At 56.6% G+C, this 17384-nt stretch carries 17 protein-coding genes; 8 read left to right on the top strand and 9 right to left on the bottom strand.

The window, feature by feature from the left end; all coding sequences use genetic code 11:
* Positions 1–10 precede the first annotated feature (10 nt).
* From cysG to nirB, 3 genes are read right to left on the bottom strand one after another with little or no spacing between them, the layout of a single operon-like run.
* A complete protein-coding gene (gene cysG / locus NR195_RS20085) occupies positions 11–1375 on the bottom strand; it encodes a siroheme synthase CysG (RefSeq protein WP_256844849.1) in 1365 nt (454 codons plus the stop codon).
* Positions 1376–1420: 45 nt separating this feature from the next.
* Positions 1421–1747 carry a nitrite reductase small subunit NirD gene (nirD, locus tag NR195_RS20080; RefSeq protein WP_010253107.1) on the bottom strand — a complete coding sequence of 109 codons (327 nt, stop codon included), beginning with the start codon at positions 1745–1747 and terminating at the stop codon, positions 1421–1423.
* Positions 1744–4284, bottom strand: coding sequence for a nitrite reductase large subunit NirB (gene nirB, locus NR195_RS20075; protein ID WP_163763317.1), 2541 nt, complete (start codon positions 4282–4284; stop codon positions 1744–1746). Before nirB ends, nirD begins: the two co-directional genes overlap by 4 nt.
* Positions 4285–4501: 217 nt before the next feature.
* Between nirB and NR195_RS20070 the strand changes: the two genes are divergently transcribed.
* Entirely contained in the window at positions 4502–5779 is a 1278-nt protein-coding gene (locus NR195_RS20070) for a cytosine deaminase (protein WP_256844848.1), read from the top strand.
* Between the two features lie 35 nt (positions 5780–5814).
* Here NR195_RS20070 and tsgA read toward each other — a convergent pair whose 3' ends face one another.
* Positions 5815–6993, bottom strand: a complete 1179-nt coding sequence (tsgA, locus tag NR195_RS20065; RefSeq protein WP_033772987.1) for an MFS transporter TsgA — start codon at positions 6991–6993, stop codon at positions 5815–5817.
* A gap of 261 nt (positions 6994–7254) precedes the next feature.
* On the opposite strand from tsgA, the gene ppiA reads away from it, so the two are divergent.
* From ppiA to NR195_RS20040, 5 genes are all read left to right on the top strand, one after another.
* On the top strand, positions 7255–7827 hold the full coding sequence (gene ppiA / locus NR195_RS20060) for a peptidylprolyl isomerase A (protein WP_003852970.1): 573 nt from the start codon (positions 7255–7257) through the stop codon (positions 7825–7827).
* A gap of 99 nt (positions 7828–7926) precedes the next feature.
* Complete coding sequence (locus NR195_RS20055; protein ID WP_010253095.1) at positions 7927–8097, top strand: YhfG family protein; 171 nt, start codon at positions 7927–7929, stop codon at positions 8095–8097.
* The gene (locus NR195_RS20050; RefSeq protein WP_010253092.1) at positions 8087–8680 is read left to right on the top strand and encodes a putative adenosine monophosphate-protein transferase Fic; all 594 of its coding nucleotides are present in this window, start codon (positions 8087–8089) and stop codon (positions 8678–8680) included. The genes NR195_RS20055 and NR195_RS20050 overlap by 11 nt, the downstream gene beginning before the upstream one ends.
* 41 nt (positions 8681–8721) lie before the next feature.
* Entirely contained in the window at positions 8722–9297 is a 576-nt protein-coding gene (locus NR195_RS20045) for an aminodeoxychorismate/anthranilate synthase component II (RefSeq protein ID WP_010671574.1), read from the top strand.
* Between the two features lie 81 nt (positions 9298–9378).
* Complete coding sequence (locus tag NR195_RS20040) at positions 9379–10599, top strand: aspartate aminotransferase family protein (RefSeq protein WP_182505192.1); 1221 nt, start codon at positions 9379–9381, stop codon at positions 10597–10599.
* A 1-nt stretch (position 10600) separates the two neighbouring features.
* Here NR195_RS20040 and NR195_RS20035 read toward each other — a convergent pair whose 3' ends face one another.
* Positions 10601–12676, bottom strand: coding sequence for a YccS/YhfK family putative transporter (locus tag NR195_RS20035; RefSeq protein WP_256844847.1), 2076 nt, complete (start codon positions 12674–12676; stop codon positions 10601–10603).
* Between the two features lie 57 nt (positions 12677–12733).
* The gene (crp, locus tag NR195_RS20030) at positions 12734–13366 is read right to left on the bottom strand and encodes a cAMP-activated global transcriptional regulator CRP (RefSeq protein WP_003852956.1); all 633 of its coding nucleotides are present in this window, start codon (positions 13364–13366) and stop codon (positions 12734–12736) included.
* Positions 13367–13669: 303 nt separating this feature from the next.
* On the opposite strand from crp, the gene NR195_RS20025 reads away from it, so the two are divergent.
* Entirely contained in the window at positions 13670–14074 is a 405-nt protein-coding gene (locus NR195_RS20025; RefSeq protein ID WP_010253071.1) for an OsmC family protein, read from the top strand.
* 479 nt (positions 14075–14553) lie between these two features.
* On the opposite strand, the gene NR195_RS20020 is transcribed toward NR195_RS20025, so the two are convergent.
* The 3 genes from NR195_RS20020 to NR195_RS20010 form a co-directional block, all read right to left on the bottom strand.
* Positions 14554–15423: a phosphoribulokinase gene (locus NR195_RS20020; protein WP_039388919.1), complete on the bottom strand. Its 870-nt coding sequence runs from the start codon at positions 15421–15423 to the stop codon at positions 14554–14556.
* Between the two features lie 61 nt (positions 15424–15484).
* Entirely contained in the window at positions 15485–15703 is a 219-nt protein-coding gene (locus tag NR195_RS20015) for a YheU family protein (RefSeq protein WP_010253066.1), read from the bottom strand.
* Positions 15704–15707: 4 nt separating this feature from the next.
* Positions 15708–16724: a hydrolase gene (locus NR195_RS20010; protein WP_010671577.1), complete on the bottom strand. Its 1017-nt coding sequence runs from the start codon at positions 16722–16724 to the stop codon at positions 15708–15710.
* A gap of 57 nt (positions 16725–16781) precedes the next feature.
* Between NR195_RS20010 and NR195_RS20005 the strand changes: the two genes are divergently transcribed.
* A complete protein-coding gene (locus tag NR195_RS20005) occupies positions 16782–17384 on the top strand; it encodes a LysE family translocator (protein ID WP_010253059.1) in 603 nt (200 codons plus the stop codon).

The following is a 17384-nucleotide window of genomic DNA, read 5'->3' as shown; positions in this document are numbered from 1 at the left end:
TTTGCCGGACTCAGAACCAGCGCAGGCTGTCACGCAGACTTACCACGCTGCCGATGATCATCAGGCTGGGACTGGTCACCTGACCGGCTAACGCCTCCAGCTCGCTCAGTGTCCCGGTGACCACGCGTTGACGCGTAGTGGTGCCGTTTTCCACCAGCGCCACCGGCATATCGCTGCGCATACCGTGCTTTATCAACTGCTGCTGAATCTCTCCGGCCTGCGTGAGCCCCATATAAAAGACCAGCGTCTGCTGTTCCGCCGCCAGCGTCTGCCAGGCGAGCGAGCCCTCTTTCTGCAGATGTCCGGTAACCAGTCTGACGCTCTGCGCATGATCGCGGTGGGTCAGGGGAATACCGCTGTAGGCCGTACAGCCCGATGCGGCGGTGATCCCCGGCACCACGCTGAACGGAATCTGCCGCTGCGCCAGCGCTTCCAGCTCTTCACCGCCGCGACCAAAGATAAAGGGATCGCCGCCTTTCAGCCGCACTACACGTTTTCCCCGCTGCGCCTGTTCGCAGAGCAGCTGGTTGATCTCATCCTGCGGCACGCAGTGATGTCCGGCGCGTTTCCCGACAAAAATGCGCTCGGCATCGCGGCGCACCAGATTCAGGATCTCATCAGAGACCAGCCGGTCATAAACGATGACGTCTGCCTGCTGGATCAGCTGTAAGCCTTTCAGGGTCAGTAATCCGGCATCACCCGGACCGGCACCAACCAGTGCCACTTCACCCTGTTGGTGAAGGTCAGCGTTAAAGAGCTGGTCGGTAATCTGCTCCGCGCGTTCACTGTCGCCGTTGGCCAGCGTCTGGGCCAGCCGCTCGCTGTTAAAGAAGCGTTCCCAGAAGTGGCGGCGGGCACTGACAGAGTTGAATTGCTGTTTAACCCGCGCGCGCAGAGTGCCTGCCAGCTGAGCCAGCTGGCCAAGGTGTTGCGGCAGCATCGCCTCCAGCTTCTCCCGCAACAGGCGCGCCAGTACCGGCGCGCGTCCACCGGAAGAGACGGCGACCATCAGCGGGGAACGATCGATGATCGACGGCATAATGGCGCTGGCCTGCTGCGGCGCATCCACCAGATTGCAGAAGATCTGCTGTTTTTCGGCGGCTTCAGCCACCTGCTGATTAACCGCATCATCGCTGGTCGCGGCGACCACCAGCCAGCAGCCGGTGAGCCAGTGCGGATCAAACGCCCCTGGCAGCAGCGTTACAGTTTCCTGCTGCGCCCATTGCCGGAAGGCGGGGGAGAAATCAAGGGCACCGACCAGCAGTTCGGCGCCGGCCTCCAGCAGCAGGCGGGCTTTCCGCTCAGCTACGTCACCTGCGCCGACCAGCAGGCAGCGTCGGCCCTGCAGGCGGCAGAACAAGGGGAAGTAGTCCATCAGACGTCCTTAAAAAAGCCCGCGGAGGCGGGCTGTTGACGGGAGTTACAGGCAGACTTCAACCTGTCCGGCATTGACCCGCACCGGCCAGGCCGCCACGGAGCGCGTTTCATCCTCCATGCAGTAGCCATCGCTAAGACGGAAACGCTGCTTTTTCAGCGGGCTGGCAACCCAGAGCGCATCCTGATGTTCAGCAATAATGCCGCGTGACAGCACGCTGGCATCGGCAAAGGGGTCGATATTGCTGATGGCATAGAGCTGCTCATCGTTGCGGGGACGGAAGATAGCAACCTGCTGGCCTTTGACCAGCGCGCAGACGCCCGTAGCGGGCAGGATCTGCGTCAGCGGGCACACCGGATTCCACTGGCTCATGATTCGGTCTCCTCAATCAGGGTCACGGCAATGCGTTCATCGGCGCGTGCCGGGCGGTGCTGGTCGCGCTCCGCGACCCGCTGCACGCCAGGATCGCGTTGCGGCGAGTTGATAAAGTGGGCAAAGCGCGTCAGGTGATCCTTATCTTCCAGCGTCGCTTTCCATTCACAGCTGACGCTGGCGCGCAGTGCGGCCAGCTGCTGCTCCATCTGGCCGTTGAGGCCAAGTTTGTCATCCACAATCACCTTACGCAGATAGTCGATGCCGCCTTCCAGACTCTCCAGCCACAGCGAGGTGCGCTGCAGTTTGTCGGCAGTGCGGATATAGAACATCATGAAACGGTCGAGATAGGTAACCAGCGTCTGCTGATCGAGATCGGCCGCCAGCAGATCGCCATGGCGCGGCTTCATGCCGCCGTTGCCGCAGACGTAAAGGTTCCACCCTTTTTCCGTCGCGATAATGCCGACATCTTTGCCCTGTGCTTCTGCACATTCACGGGTGCAGCCAGAGACGCCAAACTTCATCTTGTGCGGCGTACGGATGCCTTTGTAGCGGTTCTCCAGCATCACGCCGAAGCCGAGGCTGTCACCCACGCCATAACGGCACCAGGCGCTGCCAACGCAGGTTTTCGCCATCCGCAGCGCCTTGGCGTAGGCCTGGCCGGTTTCAAATCCGGCGTCGATCAGCTGTGACCAGATGGCGGGCAGATCGTCTTTCTGCGCGCCAAACAGACCGATACGCTGAGAGCCGGTAATTTTGGTGTAGAGCTGATAGCGCTCGGCGATCTCGCCAATCACTTTCAGTCCCTGGGGCGTGATTTCACCGCCGGGCGAGCGCGGGATCACCGAGTAGGTGCCATCTTTCTGGATGTTGCCAAGGTAGAGGTCGTTGCTGTCCTGTAACGGCGCGTGCTGGGGCTTGAGCACATACTCATTCCAGCAGGAGGCGAGCAGTGAGCCAACCACCGGCTTGCACACTTCACAGCCGTAACCCTGACCATAGCGGGCCAGCAGTTCGTCAAAGGTTTTAATCTCCTCTACCTGAATCAGGTGATAAAGCTCCTGACGTGACCAGGCGAAGTGGGCGCAAAGATGGTTATTGACCTCAATGCCCTGACGGCTGAGTTCACTGTTGAGAACCTGGGTGATCAGTGGGATACAGCCGCCGCAACCGGTGCCGGCACGGGTGCTGCTTTTCAGTGCTGCCACGGTATGACAGCCACCCTGAACCGCCTTAATGATGTCGCCTTTACTGACGTCAAAACAGGAGCAGATTTGTGCGGTATCAGGCAGAGAATCGACGCCGATGGCCGGTTTATCCCCGCTGCCGGCTGGCAGAATCAGTGCTTCCGGATTAGCAGGCAGCGGAATACCATTCAGCACCAGCTGCAGCAGGTTGCCATAGTCGCTGGTGTCGCCCACCAGGACGGCACCCAGCAGGGTTTTCTGATCTTCGCTGATAATCAGGCGCTTGTAGATCGATTTGCTCTCATCCAGCCAGACCACGCTGCGAGCGCCTGGCGTGGTGCCGCGCGCATCGCCAATGCCGCCAACATCAACACCCAGCAGCTTCAGTTTGGCGCTCATGTCCGCGCCGGTAAACGCATTGTCGCGGCCCAGCAGATGGTCGCTGGCGACCTGGGCCATTTTGTAACCCGGCGCCACCAGGCCATAGACACGATTCTGCCAGGCAGCGCACTCACCGATAGCGTAGATGGTGGGATCGCTGGTCCGGCACTGGTCATCAATGGCGATGCCGCCGCGCGGCCCCAGTGCTAATCCACACTGTTTCGCCAGTTTGTCCTGCGGGCGAATGCCGGTGGAGAAGACGATGAAATCGACCTCCAGCGCGCTGCCATCAGCAAACTGCAGCGTTTTGCCGCCGTGTTCGTGATGCACAATCTGTTGGGTGTTTTTACCGGTGTGGACCCGTACACCCATCTGCTCAATCTTGCGACGTAGCTGCTCACCGCCTTGCTGATCTAACTGCTCCGCCATCAGCACCGGCGCAAATTCAATAACGTGGGTTTCAATGCCCAGATTTTTCAGTGCGCCCGCCGCTTCCAGCCCCAGCAGGCCGCCGCCAATCACCGCGCCGCGTTTGCTGCGGCGCGAACAGGCTTCGATGGCGTTGAGATCTTCGATGGTGCGATAGACAAAGCAGTCGCTGCCTTCGGCACCGTTAATTGGCGGGATCCACGGATAAGAGCCGGTGGCAAAAATCAGCGTATCGTAATGCACCGCGCGACCGGTACTGGAGTGGATGAGCTTCTCATCACGGTTAATGGTGATGGCGCGTTCACCCAGCAGCAGATTGACCTGATGTTTGTCGTAATAGCCTTCACGAACCAGCGACAATTCTTCAGCGGTGTGATGGGAAAAGTAGGCGGACAGGTGGACACGATCATAGGCGACGCGGGGTTCTTCACAAAAGACGGTCAGCGAAAACTGGTCAGGTTCCGCTTTCTCTAGTAATTCTTCTATGAAGCGGTGGCCGACCATGCCGTTACCGATAACGACGACATTGTGCTTGCTCATTTCTGCCTCAAATTTGCGATATCTGCGGCTACAATAGCGCGCCGTTTCCGGCACTTATTGATATACATCAACCACGACGCCATATACCTATTAAGAGGTATATGGTTGATTTGAAATAATTTTTTCTGGTGCGGATAACCCGCTGATTATTCGGGATTGCGGCGGGTCACCTGAATCGTGTTAGTTTTAAAACACAAAACCGGAAAAGGAGTCGGCAATGATGTCACCTAAGTGGATCAATAACGTGCGTTTACCCTGGCGGGATGGGTTATGGCAGATCGCCATCACCGATGGCAAAATTGCCCGGATCTCAGCCCAGCCGCAGCACGCTTCACCGGCGGATGAATCACTGGACGGCGAGGGTGGCTTAGCCTGCGCGCCTTTTATTGAGCCGCATATTCATCTGGATACCACCCAGACCGCTGGCGAACCCGCGTGGAACCAGTCCGGGACGCTGTTTGAAGGCATTGAGCGCTGGGCTGAACGCAAAGCCATGCTCAGCCATGAAGATGTTAAGCGGCGGGCGATGCAGACGCTGAAGTGGCAGATTGCCAACGGCATTCAGTTTGTCCGTACTCATGTTGACGTTTCTGACCCGTCACTGACGGCGCTTAAAGCGATGCTGGAGTTGAAGGCGGAGATGGCGCCGTGGATCACTATCCAGATTGTTGCTTTTCCCCAGGAGGGTATTCTCTCTTATCCCAACGGTGAAGCGCTGCTGGAGGAGGCATTGCGGCTGGGCGCGGATGTGGTCGGCGCGATCCCGCATTACGAATTCACCCGTGAATATGGTGTTGAGTCGCTGCATAAAACTTTTGCGCTGGCTAACCGCTATGATCGGTTGATCGATGTTCACTGCGATGAGATCGATGATGAACAGTCGCGCTTTGTGGAAACCGTGGCGGCGCTGGCGCATCGCGATGGCAACGGCGCGCGCGTGACGGCCAGTCATACCACCGCGATGCACTCTTACAATGGCGCGTATACCTCACGACTTTTTCGACTGCTTAAGCTGTCGGGCATTAATTTTGTCGCGAATCCGCTGGTCAATATTCACCTGCAGGGCCGCTTTGATACCTATCCTAAGCGGCGCGGCATTACGCGGGTGAAAGAGATGCTGGAGGCGGAGATTAACGTCTGTTTCGGCCACGACGATGTGTTCGATCCCTGGTATCCGCTGGGCACCGCCAGCATGCTGCAGGTGCTGCATATGGGCTTACACGTCTGTCAGTTGATGGGCTATGAGCAGATTGATGCGGGTCTGGAGCTGATTACGCATAACAGCGCGAAGACGCTGCAGCTGTCAGGCTATGGCATTCAGACCGGCAACGATGCCAGCCTGATTATTCTGCCGGCAGAGAGTGGTTTTGATGCAGTAAGAAGACAGGTTCCGGTGCGCTACTCACTGCGTCGCGGCATCGTGGTGGCAGAGACAAAGCCTGCAGAAAGCGAGATTTACTGGCGGGAGCGGGAGCGGATAGACTTCCGGCGTTAAACATCAGGGCGGCGATCAATCGCCGCCCTGAATGATTAATGCGTAACGTGACCGTGCGAGCGATGTTTAGTGACCAGCCCCAGCAGGACACACATCACAAACACCACCGCGTAGAGGCCGTTGGCGGTGACCAGCGCCGTGTGCACGCCGCTCTTCTCAACAATCGGCGCGGTCACCACGAAGGTCAGCATGGTGCCGACGGTGCCGCAGGTCAGAATAAAGTTCACCAGTTTCGGTGACGCCACTTTGGTCTGCAGCGAGCCGAGCGTGATGATAGTGGTGTAAATCGCGCTCGAGCTGAAGCCCAACACCATAATGATCCACTTCAGCATACTGGCATCCTGGCTGCTGACGAACCAGTACATCAGCACGGTAGCCAGTCCCGCCAGCACCATCAGGATGCGTTGCAGATCGAAGAAGCGCAGCAGGAAGCTGAAGGCCCACATCCCCACCATATAAGCGGTCCAGAAGCTGCCCACCAGTTGTCCGGCATCATTAATATTCATGCCCATGACTTTGGTGGCATATTCCGGCACCCAGGAGATAAAGCCAAGCTGGCCCAGAATGTAGCAGAGCGCCGCCACTGCCAGCAGCAGTACGCCCACACCCCATTTTTCTTTCTCAACTGTCGGGCTGTTTTCGGGCTTACGCAGCACCGGGAACTCGACAAACAGCGTCATGATGAAGATCGCGACGTAGATAAAGCCGATGCAGACGTAGACCCAGTACCACGGCAGCTGACGCGCCAGCAGAATCCCCGCCAGCACCGGAAACAGCGTGCCCGCCATGCTGAAGAAGGAGTCGGTAAACAGCAGGCGCGAACCGCGCTGGCGGCCTTCATACATATGGGTGATCAGGAAGGTGCCGATCGACATAGTAATGCCGCTGACCACGCCCAGCACAAACATACAGAGCGAGAAGACGGTCAGATCGCGGCTGGTCATCAACCCGATTATCGCCAGTACCATCAGGACGAAGCCGAAAATCAGCTGACGCTTCAGTGGCACAATCACCATCAGCCAGGCGTTCAGGAAAACCGCCGCCAGGATGCCGCTGTTGAGGAAGGTGAAGGTATTACTCATGCTGGAGATGGGGATCTGGAAATCTTTTGCGATATCGCCCATTACCATGCCGGTAACAATCACCAGCGCGCCGGTAAGCGCGTAGGAGAAGAAGCTTATCCAGGTGAGGCCAATACGATTACGGTTTGTCATGTTCTGAACCTGTTGAGAACCGGGTGCCAAAAAGTGTCAGAAAGTGTAAACGGAACCGTGATCTTAATAAACAACCAGTGAAACCAGAGATCCATATTTCATGGGTTGTGTGATTTTAATCACGTAATTGCCGGGGTTTAACGTTTGCTCCCCCCATTTGCTGCCACAGCGTAAATATAGGTAAAACGCTGGCTCCTGGAATAGAGTCTCTTTACAATCAATCACGTTTTTGTGCCCGCTCTCCCAGGTAAGGAATCTTTCATGTTTAAACGTACTTTAACAGCGGCCATCACCCTGTTAGCGCTCTCTTCCGTTTCCGCCCAGGCGCTGGCTGCAAAAGGTGACACCCACGTTCTACTCACCACCTCCGCCGGCAATATCGAACTCGAACTGAATAACCAGAAAGCGCCGGTTTCTGTGAAAAACTTCGTTGATTACGTCAACAACGGTTTTTACAACAACACCATTTTTCACCGCGTGATCCCGGGCTTTATGGTGCAGGGTGGGGGCTTCACTACGGACATGCAGCAGAAGCAGACCAACGCGCCGATCAAGAATGAAGCGGATAACGGCCTGCGTAACCTGCGCGGCACGATTTCCATGGCGCGTACCGCCGATAAAGACAGTGCGACCAGCCAGTTCTTCCTCAACGTCGCGGATAATGCATTCCTCGATCACGGACAGCGCGATTTTGGCTATGCCGTATTTGGTAAGATTGTGAAAGGTCAGGATGTGGTTGAAAAAATTTCTCAGGTACCGACCAAAGATGTGGGTCCTTACCAGAATGTTCCATCCAAACCGGTAGTTATCCTCTCCGCCAAAGTCCTGCCTTAAGTCCGTTCGTCGCCATCTGCGGATGGCGACCGCCTGCCGCATCCGGCAAAGCCAGAATTTGCTCTTATACTTAGGGCAAAAACCTGAGCAGGAGGCGGCATGGCGAACAAACTCACCGAAAAACAGAAGGTCACCCTGTGGCGACAGCGGCGTAGCGCCAGCTATCAGGCCAGCTGTCGGCTGGAAGGCTTCTCGCCAAATGAAACCAGCGTAAACAGCGATGATGCGGCCGCACGTCTGGCGTCACTGAGGAGGCAATATGGACTCTAATACCGCCGTCAGCCAGGATCCCTACCTGTGGCAGCATGACAATGTGCTGAAAAACCTGCCCGATATTCACGATGCCGCGCAGCTGCGTAAGGCGGAGCTGAGTTTTAGTGCGGCGCGTGCCGCCACGCTGGAGCTGGGGCCCCGTAATCCTGGACTGCCTTACCTGCGCCAGATCCACCGTACGCTGTTTCAGGACGTCTACAGCTGGGCTGGTGAACTGCGCACTATCGATATCTGGCGCGATGAGACGCCGTTCTGTCATTTCGAATATATCGAAAAGGAAGGTAACGCCCTGATGGCCGCGCTGGAGGAGGAGAAGGGACTCGTTGACCTGCCACGTGACGCGTTTATTGAGCGTGTTGCCCACTACTACTGCGAAATCAATATGTTGCATCCTTTCCGCCACGGCAACGGTCGGGCGCAGCGGATTTTCTTTGAACAGCTGGCGCTGCATGCCGGTTATCTGCTCTCCTGGGAAGAGACTGACGCTGAAAGCTGGAAAGCGGCGAATCAGGCCGGTGTGGCCGGAGACCTGACTCTGCTGGAGCAGGTATTTGCGAAAGTGGTGAGCGAGGCGGCTTAACCGCGTAGAATAGCGGCGCGGGTAATTATTCTGGACTGGCCATGCTGCTGCTTATCGACAATTACGACTCCTTTACCTGGAATCTTTATCAATATTTCTGCGAGCTGGGCGCGCAGGTTCAGGTGGTGCGCAATGATGCCATCACGCTGGAGCAGATGGCGGCGTTACCGCTGACTCATCTGGTGATCTCCCCTGGTCCCTGCACGCCGTCGGAGTCAGGCATTTCGCTGGCGGCGATCCGGCATTTCGCCGGTCAGCTGCCGGTGCTGGGCGTCTGCCTGGGCCATCAGGCAATTGCGCAGGCGTATGGCGCGCAGGTCGTGCGCGCGCGTCAGGTGATGCACGGCAAAACCTCTGCGATTCAGCACACCGGACAGGGCGTGTTCCGCACTCTGAATAATCCACTAACCGTGACCCGCTACCATTCGCTGATTGTACAGCGCGGCTCCCTGCCAGATGCCTTCGAGGTGACTGCCTGGACGATGCGTGACGGCGAGCCTGACGAAATTATGGGATTCCGCCATAAAACCCTGGCGCTGGAAGGCGTGCAGTTCCATCCCGAAAGCATTCTCAGCGAGCAGGGACATCAGCTGCTGCGCAATTTCCTTGAGCAATAAGTTGCCTTTGAGTGATTTTTTATGCATATTTTGTGATTATTATTTCAAAGTTGCACATCAATCATCTAAATGGGGTCATCAATGGCAGCGGAAAAAATTGCGGTCACGCGGGAGACGTTCGATAACGTTATTTTGCCTGTTTATGCACCTGCGCAGTTCGTGCCGGTAAAAGGCAAGGGCAGTCGTGTATGGGATCAGCAGGGCAAAGAGTATATCGATTTCTCAGGTGGTATCGCCGTCACCGCACTTGGACACTGCCATCCTGCGCTGGTGGAGACGCTAAAAAGTCAGGGCGAGACGCTGTGGCACACCAGCAACGTCTTCACCAACGAACCGGCGCTGCGTCTTGCCAGTAAGTTAATTCAGGCGACCTTTGCCGAGCGGGTCTTCTTCGCTAACTCCGGGGCCGAAGCCAACGAGGCCGCCTTTAAGCTGGCGCGCTACTACGCCTGCAAACGTCACAGCCCATTCAAAAGTAAGATTATCGCCTTTCATAACGCCTTTCATGGCCGGACGCTGTTTACCGTCACGGTCGGCGGACAGCCAAAATATTCTGATGGGTTCGGGCCTAAACCGGCGGATATCGTTCATGTGCCGTTCAATGATCTGAACGCAGTGAAAGCGGTCATTGACGATCATACCTGCGCCATTGTGGTTGAACCGATTCAGGGTGAGGGCGGCGTCGTGCCCGCAACGCAGGAGTTTATGCAGGGACTGCGTGAGCTTTGCGATCAGCATCAGGCGCTGCTGGTGCTGGATGAAGTGCAGAGCGGCATGGGGCGCAGCGGCAAGCTGTTCGCCTATGAGCATTATGGCATCCAGCCCGATATTCTGACCTCAGCCAAAGCGCTGGGCGGCGGTTTCCCGGTCAGCGCCATGCTGACCACTAACGAGATCGCCTCGACCATGACGCCGGGCGTGCATGGCACCACCTATGGCGGCAATCCACTCGCCTGCGCCATCGCTGAAACCGCGCTTGATATTATCAATACGCCGGAGGTGCTGGCAGGCGTTGAGACGCGTCGTCAGCACTTTGTCACGGCGCTGCAGGCCATCGATGCGAAGTATGATCTCTTCAGCGATATTCGCGGCAAGGGTCTGCTGATTGGCGCGGCGCTGAAACCGCAGCATGCTGGTAAAGCACGCGATATCCTGAATGCCGCGGCCGCAGAAGGCGTGATGGTGCTGGTTGCCGGCACCGACGTGATGCGTTTTGCCCCGTCACTGATCATTGAGCCTGCCGATATCGAAGAGGGCATGAGCCGCTTCGCCACGGCCGTCGGCAACGTGCTCAACGGCTAGCTTAGTTTTTACGTAAGCGTCTGATCAGCCAGCGGCCATGTTGCGGCCGCTGGTTCCACGCCAGCGATGAAATGGTGTACATCACGCTCAGATGATCGAGAATGCGCCGCACATGCTGCTCCACCACCGTGATCGGTCCCTCACTGATGTTCTCCAGCTCATCCAGCAGGTTAACCTGTGAGCTTTCACCATCATATTCCAGCCGCTGCTGACACCGCTGCAGCGCGATTTCACAGGATTGCAGGTAACGCTCAGCCAGCGAGGCAGTGAGCATGGTGTGCTCCCGCGCCAGAATCGTCATAGCGTTGATATGCTCGACGATAAACTGACTGTGCGTGACCCAGAGCCGCATATCACTCAGATAGCGGGAGTTGAACGCGGGTTCCTGCATCGCCTGATTCAGTGAGTTAAACAGCGCATTGTGTGCCTGATTGACCTTCACCCGCTGATAAGCCAGTTTCTCTGGTGACTGTTCGTCACCCAGCAACAGCCGCAGCGCATCCTGATAGGTTTCCAGTGCGTCATGGGCGTTCTGCCGCAGCAAGCCGCTCTGCCACTGCGGCCACAGCCAGAGCATCCCGCCAAAGGCGATCAGACAACCCATCAGCGTATCCATGAGTCGCGGCAGCAGAAACTGCGCGCCATTCAGCGACAGCAATTGCAGCGAGTAAACCGCCGTGACCGTAAAGCCAATCATCGACCAGCCATAGAACTGGCGGGTAAAGCGATAGCTGATAAAGGTAATCGCCAGCATGATCAGCAGCACCAGCGACTCCGGCACCGCCATGCGCAGCGTGGCGGCCGCGATCACCAGACCGGCAAAAGTGCCCAGCGCCCGGTGCTGAATGCGGACACGGGTAGCGCTGTAGCCGTTCTGGCTGACGAACATGATGGTCATCAGGATCCAGTAGGGTTTGGGGATGTTGAAGAACAGCGCCAGCGCGCTGCCCAGCATCAGCATCACCGCAAAGCGGCCGGCAGTGCGCAGGGCCGATGAGCGAAACGAGAGATAACTGCGCAGTGCCGGTAACAGCGGCAGACGGCGCTGGCGGTCAGCCATCAGATCGCGCTGATAAAGAGGTTTCTGGGTGCGCAGGACCCGCGCGATGCGGTTGAAGTGGTAAAGGCAGAAGTTACCCACCGGATTGTCGGGATGCTGATGGGCGATTTTCTCCAGCGCGCCGAGCTGTTTATCCATCGCAAAGCGATCGGGTAGCTGGTGATAGAGAATGTTATCCGCCAGCACCCGCAACCGGGCCGAGATGGTTTTGGCATTCCAGCGGATCACCGCTTCGGCGTGGCTCTGTTCGACCAGCTTCTGCACCTCTTCCGGCCGATGCAGGCTGACCGAGATATGTTCCTGCAGATCCAGCGCCACCTGAAAGGCGCGCGTCAGCCGTTTATGGCTGTGATCGCGGCTTGCCGACAGCATATGCATCTGCTGATAACAGGTGTTAATCAGATCGACCACTTTCTGCTGGCGAGCCAGCAGCGGCGGCAGCGCCTTTTCCGGATCGGTCAGCTGCGTCAGCAGGGTATATTTTGCGTCGCAGTAGTTAGCCAGCTCGCGGTAGATCAGGCTCAGGCTTTCGCGCATTGGCTGCTCTTTCCATAGCCAGAACCAGAACCAGTTAAACAGCCCGTACCATAGCGTGCCGCCGATATAGAGCAGCGGGGGGACATAGATTGGCATGCGGCCAATCAGGCTCAGGGTAAAGATGGCGGCAATCAGGGTACCGGGCAGCAGACGACCATGCAGCGGGCTGATCTCCCCGGTAACGCCGAGCAATAAGGGCATGGCAAACAGGATCAGCGGCAGCGGAACAGCATGCAGGGTAAGCCACTGCATCAGAAAGCTGCCGAGGGCAAACAGGCTGCCGCCAACAATCAGGCGTTTGAAGAAGCGTTTATGCGGGGTATCCAGACCGGCGATGTTGCAGCAGGCGGGCACTAATGAGAACAGCAGACCTTTTTGCAGGTCGCCAGCCAGCCAGCCCAGCGCCACTGGCAGACAGAGCACCAGCGTTTGCCGCAAGGCGTAGTTAACTTCAGGATGGTAAATAATTCGACGCCACATCGGCCCAACACAAACAATAACGGCGTGATGTTGCCATCACGCCGTGGGTGACAGGAATTAGCGGGTGCCGTAAACGACGATGGTTTTGCCGTGTGCGGAGATCAGATTCTGATCTTCCAGCATCTTCAAAATACGGCCCACGGTTTCACGTGAACAACCAACAATCTGGCCAATTTCCTGACGAGTGATTTTAATTTGCATGCCGTCGGGATGCGTCATGGCATCTGGCTGCTTCGCCAGGTTGAGCAGGGTCTGTGCAATGCGTCCGGTTACGTCGAGGAAAGCGAGGTTACCCACTTTTTCAGACGTCACCTGCAGGCGACGCGCCATCTGCGATGAGAGTCGCATCAGGATGTCAGGGTTAACCTGGATCAACTGACGGAATTTCTTGTAAGAAATTTCCGCCACTTCGCACGCGCTTTTCGCACGTACCCAGGCGCTGCGCTCCTGGCCTTCTTCGAACAGGCCAAGTTCACCAATAAAATCGCCCTGATTCAGGTAGGAAAGAATCATCTCTTTGCCTTCTTCATCTTTAATCAGAACCGCAACGGAACCTTTCACGATGTAGTAAAGCGTTTCTGCTTTTTCACCTTGGTGAATCAGCGTACTTTTGGATGGATACTTGTGAATATGGCAATGGGACAGGAACCATTCGAGTGTAGGGTCTGTTTGCGGTTTGCCGAGAACCATTCGCTATTATCCTCTGTTGTAATCGTGCCCAAAATACAGGGGGCAGTTTTCCCTGTCAGGCGGTGAAAGCTTCAAGCGTTTCCATTTCAGGAAATTATTCGGGCCGCATCAGGCGCAGTGCGCATCATCCTTCCCGGCTTCGTCATCGGGTGACGAAAAATATTTTCAGCACTGTTTGTAGCACAGCTTTTGCCGACTGTCTTGTGTTGTCTCGCTTCAGCTACGGGCGGATTTCTCTGGATTGCTGTTTACCAGGCGAAAGCGTACTCTGGCGACAAAACAGCGTATTCCGGAGCAAAAATCATGCAGGCAAGAGTGAAATGGGTAGAAGGGCTGACATTCCTCGGAGAATCCTCATCCGGCCATCAGATACTGATGGATGGAAATTCGGGTGATAAAGCGCCCAGCCCAATGGAGATGGTGCTGATGGCGGCGGGCGGATGCAGCGCGATTGACGTGGTATCAATTCTGCAAAAAGGCCGAAACGATGTGGCTGATTGTGAAGTAAAACTGACCTCAGAACGTCGTGAAGAGGCGCCGCGAATCTTTACGCACATCAACCTGCATTTTATCGTGAGTGGCAAAGCGCTCCAGGATAAAGCGGTATCACGCGCCGTGGATCTTTCTGCTGAAAAATATTGCTCTGTGGCCATCATGCTGGGTAAAGGCGTCAACATTACGCATAGCTATGAAGTGATCGAACTTTAGTAGCCTCAGGGGCCAATGCGGGCCTTTTAACTTCATCTGCAAGATCTGGTTTGGTCCGCTGTCAGACTGTGCCTGCGCAGGGAACCGGGTCAGATCGGAAAGACGCAAAAACCGCCATCCATGGCATGCTCGGCCCGCGCCGTCCCTGGCGCGGGACGCTTTCCTCTTCTGACCCGGTTCCCTGCGTGTTAAGCTTTTTCGCTGCTGTAAGATTCATCCTGCCCAAAGTTTGTTTGTAGTGACCTTCCTGAAACCGGATGCGGTTGCCGGACGTGAAGCGAAGGGAGCATATACCTGTAGCAAAGCATAGCGGGCCAGGGATGGCCCGCGCTGAGCCTGCCAGGGATGGCGGTTTTGCGTCTTTGCGAAAGGTGTATGCTCCCTGAAGCCTGCTTAGCGGTAAGTCTTTAGCCGCAGGAAAGCCAGTTTTACCATCTTTATGAAAGACATCTGCTCTCAGAGCGGTTTTTGCTGGCCTCTTACTCTATTCGCTTGCCTTCCATCAGCCGCTTCACCAGCGGGCCCATGATCAACTCCATCGCCAGACCCATTTTGCCGCCAGGCACCACCAGCGTATTGATGTGCGAGATAAACGAGCCCTGCAGCATCGCCAGCAGGTAGGGGAGGTCGATATCTTCCAGCGCCTGAAAGTGGATCACCACAAAGCTCTCATCCAGTGACGGAATAGCGCGGGCAGCGAACGGGTTTGAGGTATCGACCGTCGGGACGCGCTGGAAGTTGATATGGGTGCGTGAGAACTGTGGTGTGATGAAGTTGATGTAATCTTCCATCGAGCGCACTACCGAATCCATGACCGCTTCACGTGAATGGCCGCGCTCGCCGGTGTCGCGCACCAGCTTCTGAATCCACTCCAGGTTCACAATCGGCACCACGCCAACCAGCAGATCAACCTGTTCTGCTACGTTGTGCTGCGCCGTTACCACGCCGCCGTGCAGCCCTTCGTAGAAGAGAATATCGGTGTTCTGCGGCAGCGGTTGCCACGGCGTAAAGGTGCCGGGCACCTGATTCCACGGCACCGCTTCATCATAGGTGTGCAGATATTTACGCGACTGCCCCTGTCCGCTCTGACCATACTCTTTAAAGCTCTGCTCCAGCAGGCCAAAGTCATTGGCTTCCGGGCCGAAGTAGCTGACATGACGTCCTAAATCGCGCGCCTTACGAATCGCCATATCCATTTCAGGGCGGGTAAAACGGTGAAAACTGTCACCTTCCAGCTCCGCCGCATGAAGATCGAGCTGCTGAAAGATTTTGCGAAACGCCACGCTGGTGGTGGTGGTCCCTGCGCCGCTGGAACCAGTCACCGCGATAATGGGATGACGTGCAGACATAGAAAAGCTCCCTGTGAGATCGGGCAATAGGCATTGTTAACACGAAATGCCGTTGGGTGCATTAGCCACGAAATTCTTTGCGCGGCATGATATTGACCGATTCGTGCAGTTCCGACCACACCAGTACCACTTCACCCGTTTCCAGCTGACGTCGCACATCGGCCACCTTGTCGATCAGGCTGCGTTCCTGCTCGCCATAGTCCGTGCCTTCGCGCAGCACAAAGGTTTCAATCAGATTTTCAAGGGTCTCAGGTGAGACCTGTTGCCAGGGAATAATCACGAGATCAGTTATCCAGAAAAGGGGCGATCCACTGGGGGATGCGCTGTTCCAGCCACATTTCAGGCTGGCGTAATGTCCCACCAACAAAACCTACATGGCCGCCGTGTGGTGTCAGTTGATAAGTAATAGTGGCAGATAATTGGCTGCTGTGCGGGATCACCTCATCACTCATAAAAGGATCATCTTTGGCGTGAATGATCAGCAGCGGTTTCTCTGCGTGCTTCAGCCAGGGCATGGCGCTGGCACGATGATAGTAATCGGCCGCATCCAGAAAACCGTGGGCGCGGGCGGTAATGGCATCATCAAAATCGCGCAGTCGACGTAGCGCTTTCAGCTGCGCCAGATTGACCGGCAGCGTATCCGGCCAGGCGTGCAGTTTGCGGCGGGCATTTTTCTTGAGCTGCGCCAGCAAATAGTATTGATAGACGCGTGAGAAGCCGCGTTCCAGTTTTAGGCTACAGGGCTCCAGCAGCAGCGGAGCGGAGACAATGACGCCCGCGTCTACCTCAGCGGCTGCGCCCTGCTGGCCCAGCAGGCAGCCCAGCATGTTACCGCCCAGCGAGAAACCGACCGCGGCGGTGGGTACGCGGCCCCAGCGGGTGCGCAGCCAGTGCAGAAAAAAACGGGCATCTTCGGTTTCGCCGGAGTGATAGATGCGGTTGAGCCGATTCGGTTCGCCGCTGCAGCCGCGAAAATGCATCACCACCGCCAGCCAGCCGCGCGCGCGGCAGATCGCCATCAGTCCATGAATATAGGGGCTGTGAAAACTGCCCTCCAGCCCATGAAACAGCACCACGCGCGGTTTATGCTGCGCGAACTGCGGATCTTCACTCCAGGCGAGATCGACGAAGTCGCCATCCGGCAGGTCGAGACGCTGCCAGTGGGGATCGCCCGTGATACGACGACGTAGCAGGCGCGGCAGCAGGGTCTGCAGGTGCGCATTACGCAGACTCTCAGGAGGCGTGAAGTGCTCGTTTTCCGGTCCGGTAAATTTCATGTGGTAAAAGCTTGTCTGTTCCATATCACACTGTTAGCTTCGATAAGTTTTTTCTTGCAGGGTAAGGAGTACCCGATTGCCATGGAACTGAGTCTTTTCTTATCAATGTTGGGATTTCTTTGGGTCGCGGCCATTACGCCCGGGCCTAATAATATGTTACTCACTGCCTCGGGCGCTAATTTTGGCTTTATGCGCACCATTCCGCTGATGATTGGCATCATGATCGGAATGCAGGTGATGCTGCTGATGGTGGCCTTTGGCGTCGGCGGGCTGATCCTGCTCTATCCTTCGCTGCACCTGGTGCTGAAAATCGCCGGTAGCCTCTATCTGCTCTGGCTGGCATGGAAGATAGCGACGTCCAGTTATGAGAAGCTGGAAACCGATCAGGCGCCGGATGCGCCGATGCCCTTCTGGCAGGGCGGATTGTTGCAGTTGATCAATCCCAAGGCCTGGCTGATGGCGCTGGGCGCGGTCGCCAGTTTCAGCCTGGCCGGTGACGCATATCGCCATTCAGTGATGGCGATAAGCATCGGCATGTTTCTGGTTAATCTGGTATCGGGTGTTATCTGGATGGGATTTGGTGCGATGATCGGCCGCATTCTGCGCAGCCGTCGCGCCTGGAAAATCTTTAACCTCGCCATGGGGCTGCTGACCGCCGCCTGCGTGCTGTTAATCTGGCACTAA

Origin of the sequence: Pantoea sp. Ft-CA_14 (assembly GCF_024520875.1) — a bacterium.
GTDB classification, from domain to species: Bacteria; Pseudomonadota; Gammaproteobacteria; order Enterobacterales; family Enterobacteriaceae; genus Pantoea; species Pantoea agglomerans.
Note: the sequence above shows the minus strand (reverse complement) of the source record. Positions and strands in the feature narration are given on the sequence as shown.

Excerpts from the sequence above, each read along its gene's own strand:
- cysG (WP_256844849.1), bottom strand. The coding sequence starts at position 1,375 with ATGGACTACTTCCCCTTGTTCTGCCGCCTGCAGGGCCGACGCTGCCTG.
- nirD (WP_010253107.1), bottom strand. The coding sequence starts at position 1,747 with ATGAGCCAGTGGAATCCGGTGTGCCCGCTGACGCAGATCCTGCCCGCT.
- nirB (WP_163763317.1), bottom strand. The coding sequence starts at position 4,284 with ATGAGCAAGCACAATGTCGTCGTTATCGGTAACGGCATGGTCGGCCAC.
- NR195_RS20070 (WP_256844848.1), top strand. The coding sequence starts at position 4,502 with ATGATGTCACCTAAGTGGATCAATAACGTGCGTTTACCCTGGCGGGAT.
- tsgA (WP_033772987.1), bottom strand. The coding sequence starts at position 6,993 with ATGACAAACCGTAATCGTATTGGCCTCACCTGGATAAGCTTCTTCTCC.
- ppiA (WP_003852970.1), top strand. The coding sequence starts at position 7,255 with ATGTTTAAACGTACTTTAACAGCGGCCATCACCCTGTTAGCGCTCTCT.
- NR195_RS20055 (WP_010253095.1), top strand. The coding sequence starts at position 7,927 with ATGGCGAACAAACTCACCGAAAAACAGAAGGTCACCCTGTGGCGACAG.
- NR195_RS20050 (WP_010253092.1), top strand. The coding sequence starts at position 8,087 with ATGGACTCTAATACCGCCGTCAGCCAGGATCCCTACCTGTGGCAGCAT.
- NR195_RS20045 (WP_010671574.1), top strand. The coding sequence starts at position 8,722 with ATGCTGCTGCTTATCGACAATTACGACTCCTTTACCTGGAATCTTTAT.
- NR195_RS20040 (WP_182505192.1), top strand. The coding sequence starts at position 9,379 with ATGGCAGCGGAAAAAATTGCGGTCACGCGGGAGACGTTCGATAACGTT.
- NR195_RS20035 (WP_256844847.1), bottom strand. The coding sequence starts at position 12,676 with ATGTGGCGTCGAATTATTTACCATCCTGAAGTTAACTACGCCTTGCGG.
- crp (WP_003852956.1), bottom strand. The coding sequence starts at position 13,366 with ATGGTTCTCGGCAAACCGCAAACAGACCCTACACTCGAATGGTTCCTG.
- NR195_RS20025 (WP_010253071.1), top strand. The coding sequence starts at position 13,670 with ATGCAGGCAAGAGTGAAATGGGTAGAAGGGCTGACATTCCTCGGAGAA.
- NR195_RS20020 (WP_039388919.1), bottom strand. The coding sequence starts at position 15,423 with ATGTCTGCACGTCATCCCATTATCGCGGTGACTGGTTCCAGCGGCGCA.
- NR195_RS20010 (WP_010671577.1), bottom strand. The coding sequence starts at position 16,724 with ATGGAACAGACAAGCTTTTACCACATGAAATTTACCGGACCGGAAAAC.
- NR195_RS20005 (WP_010253059.1), top strand. The coding sequence starts at position 16,782 with ATGGAACTGAGTCTTTTCTTATCAATGTTGGGATTTCTTTGGGTCGCG.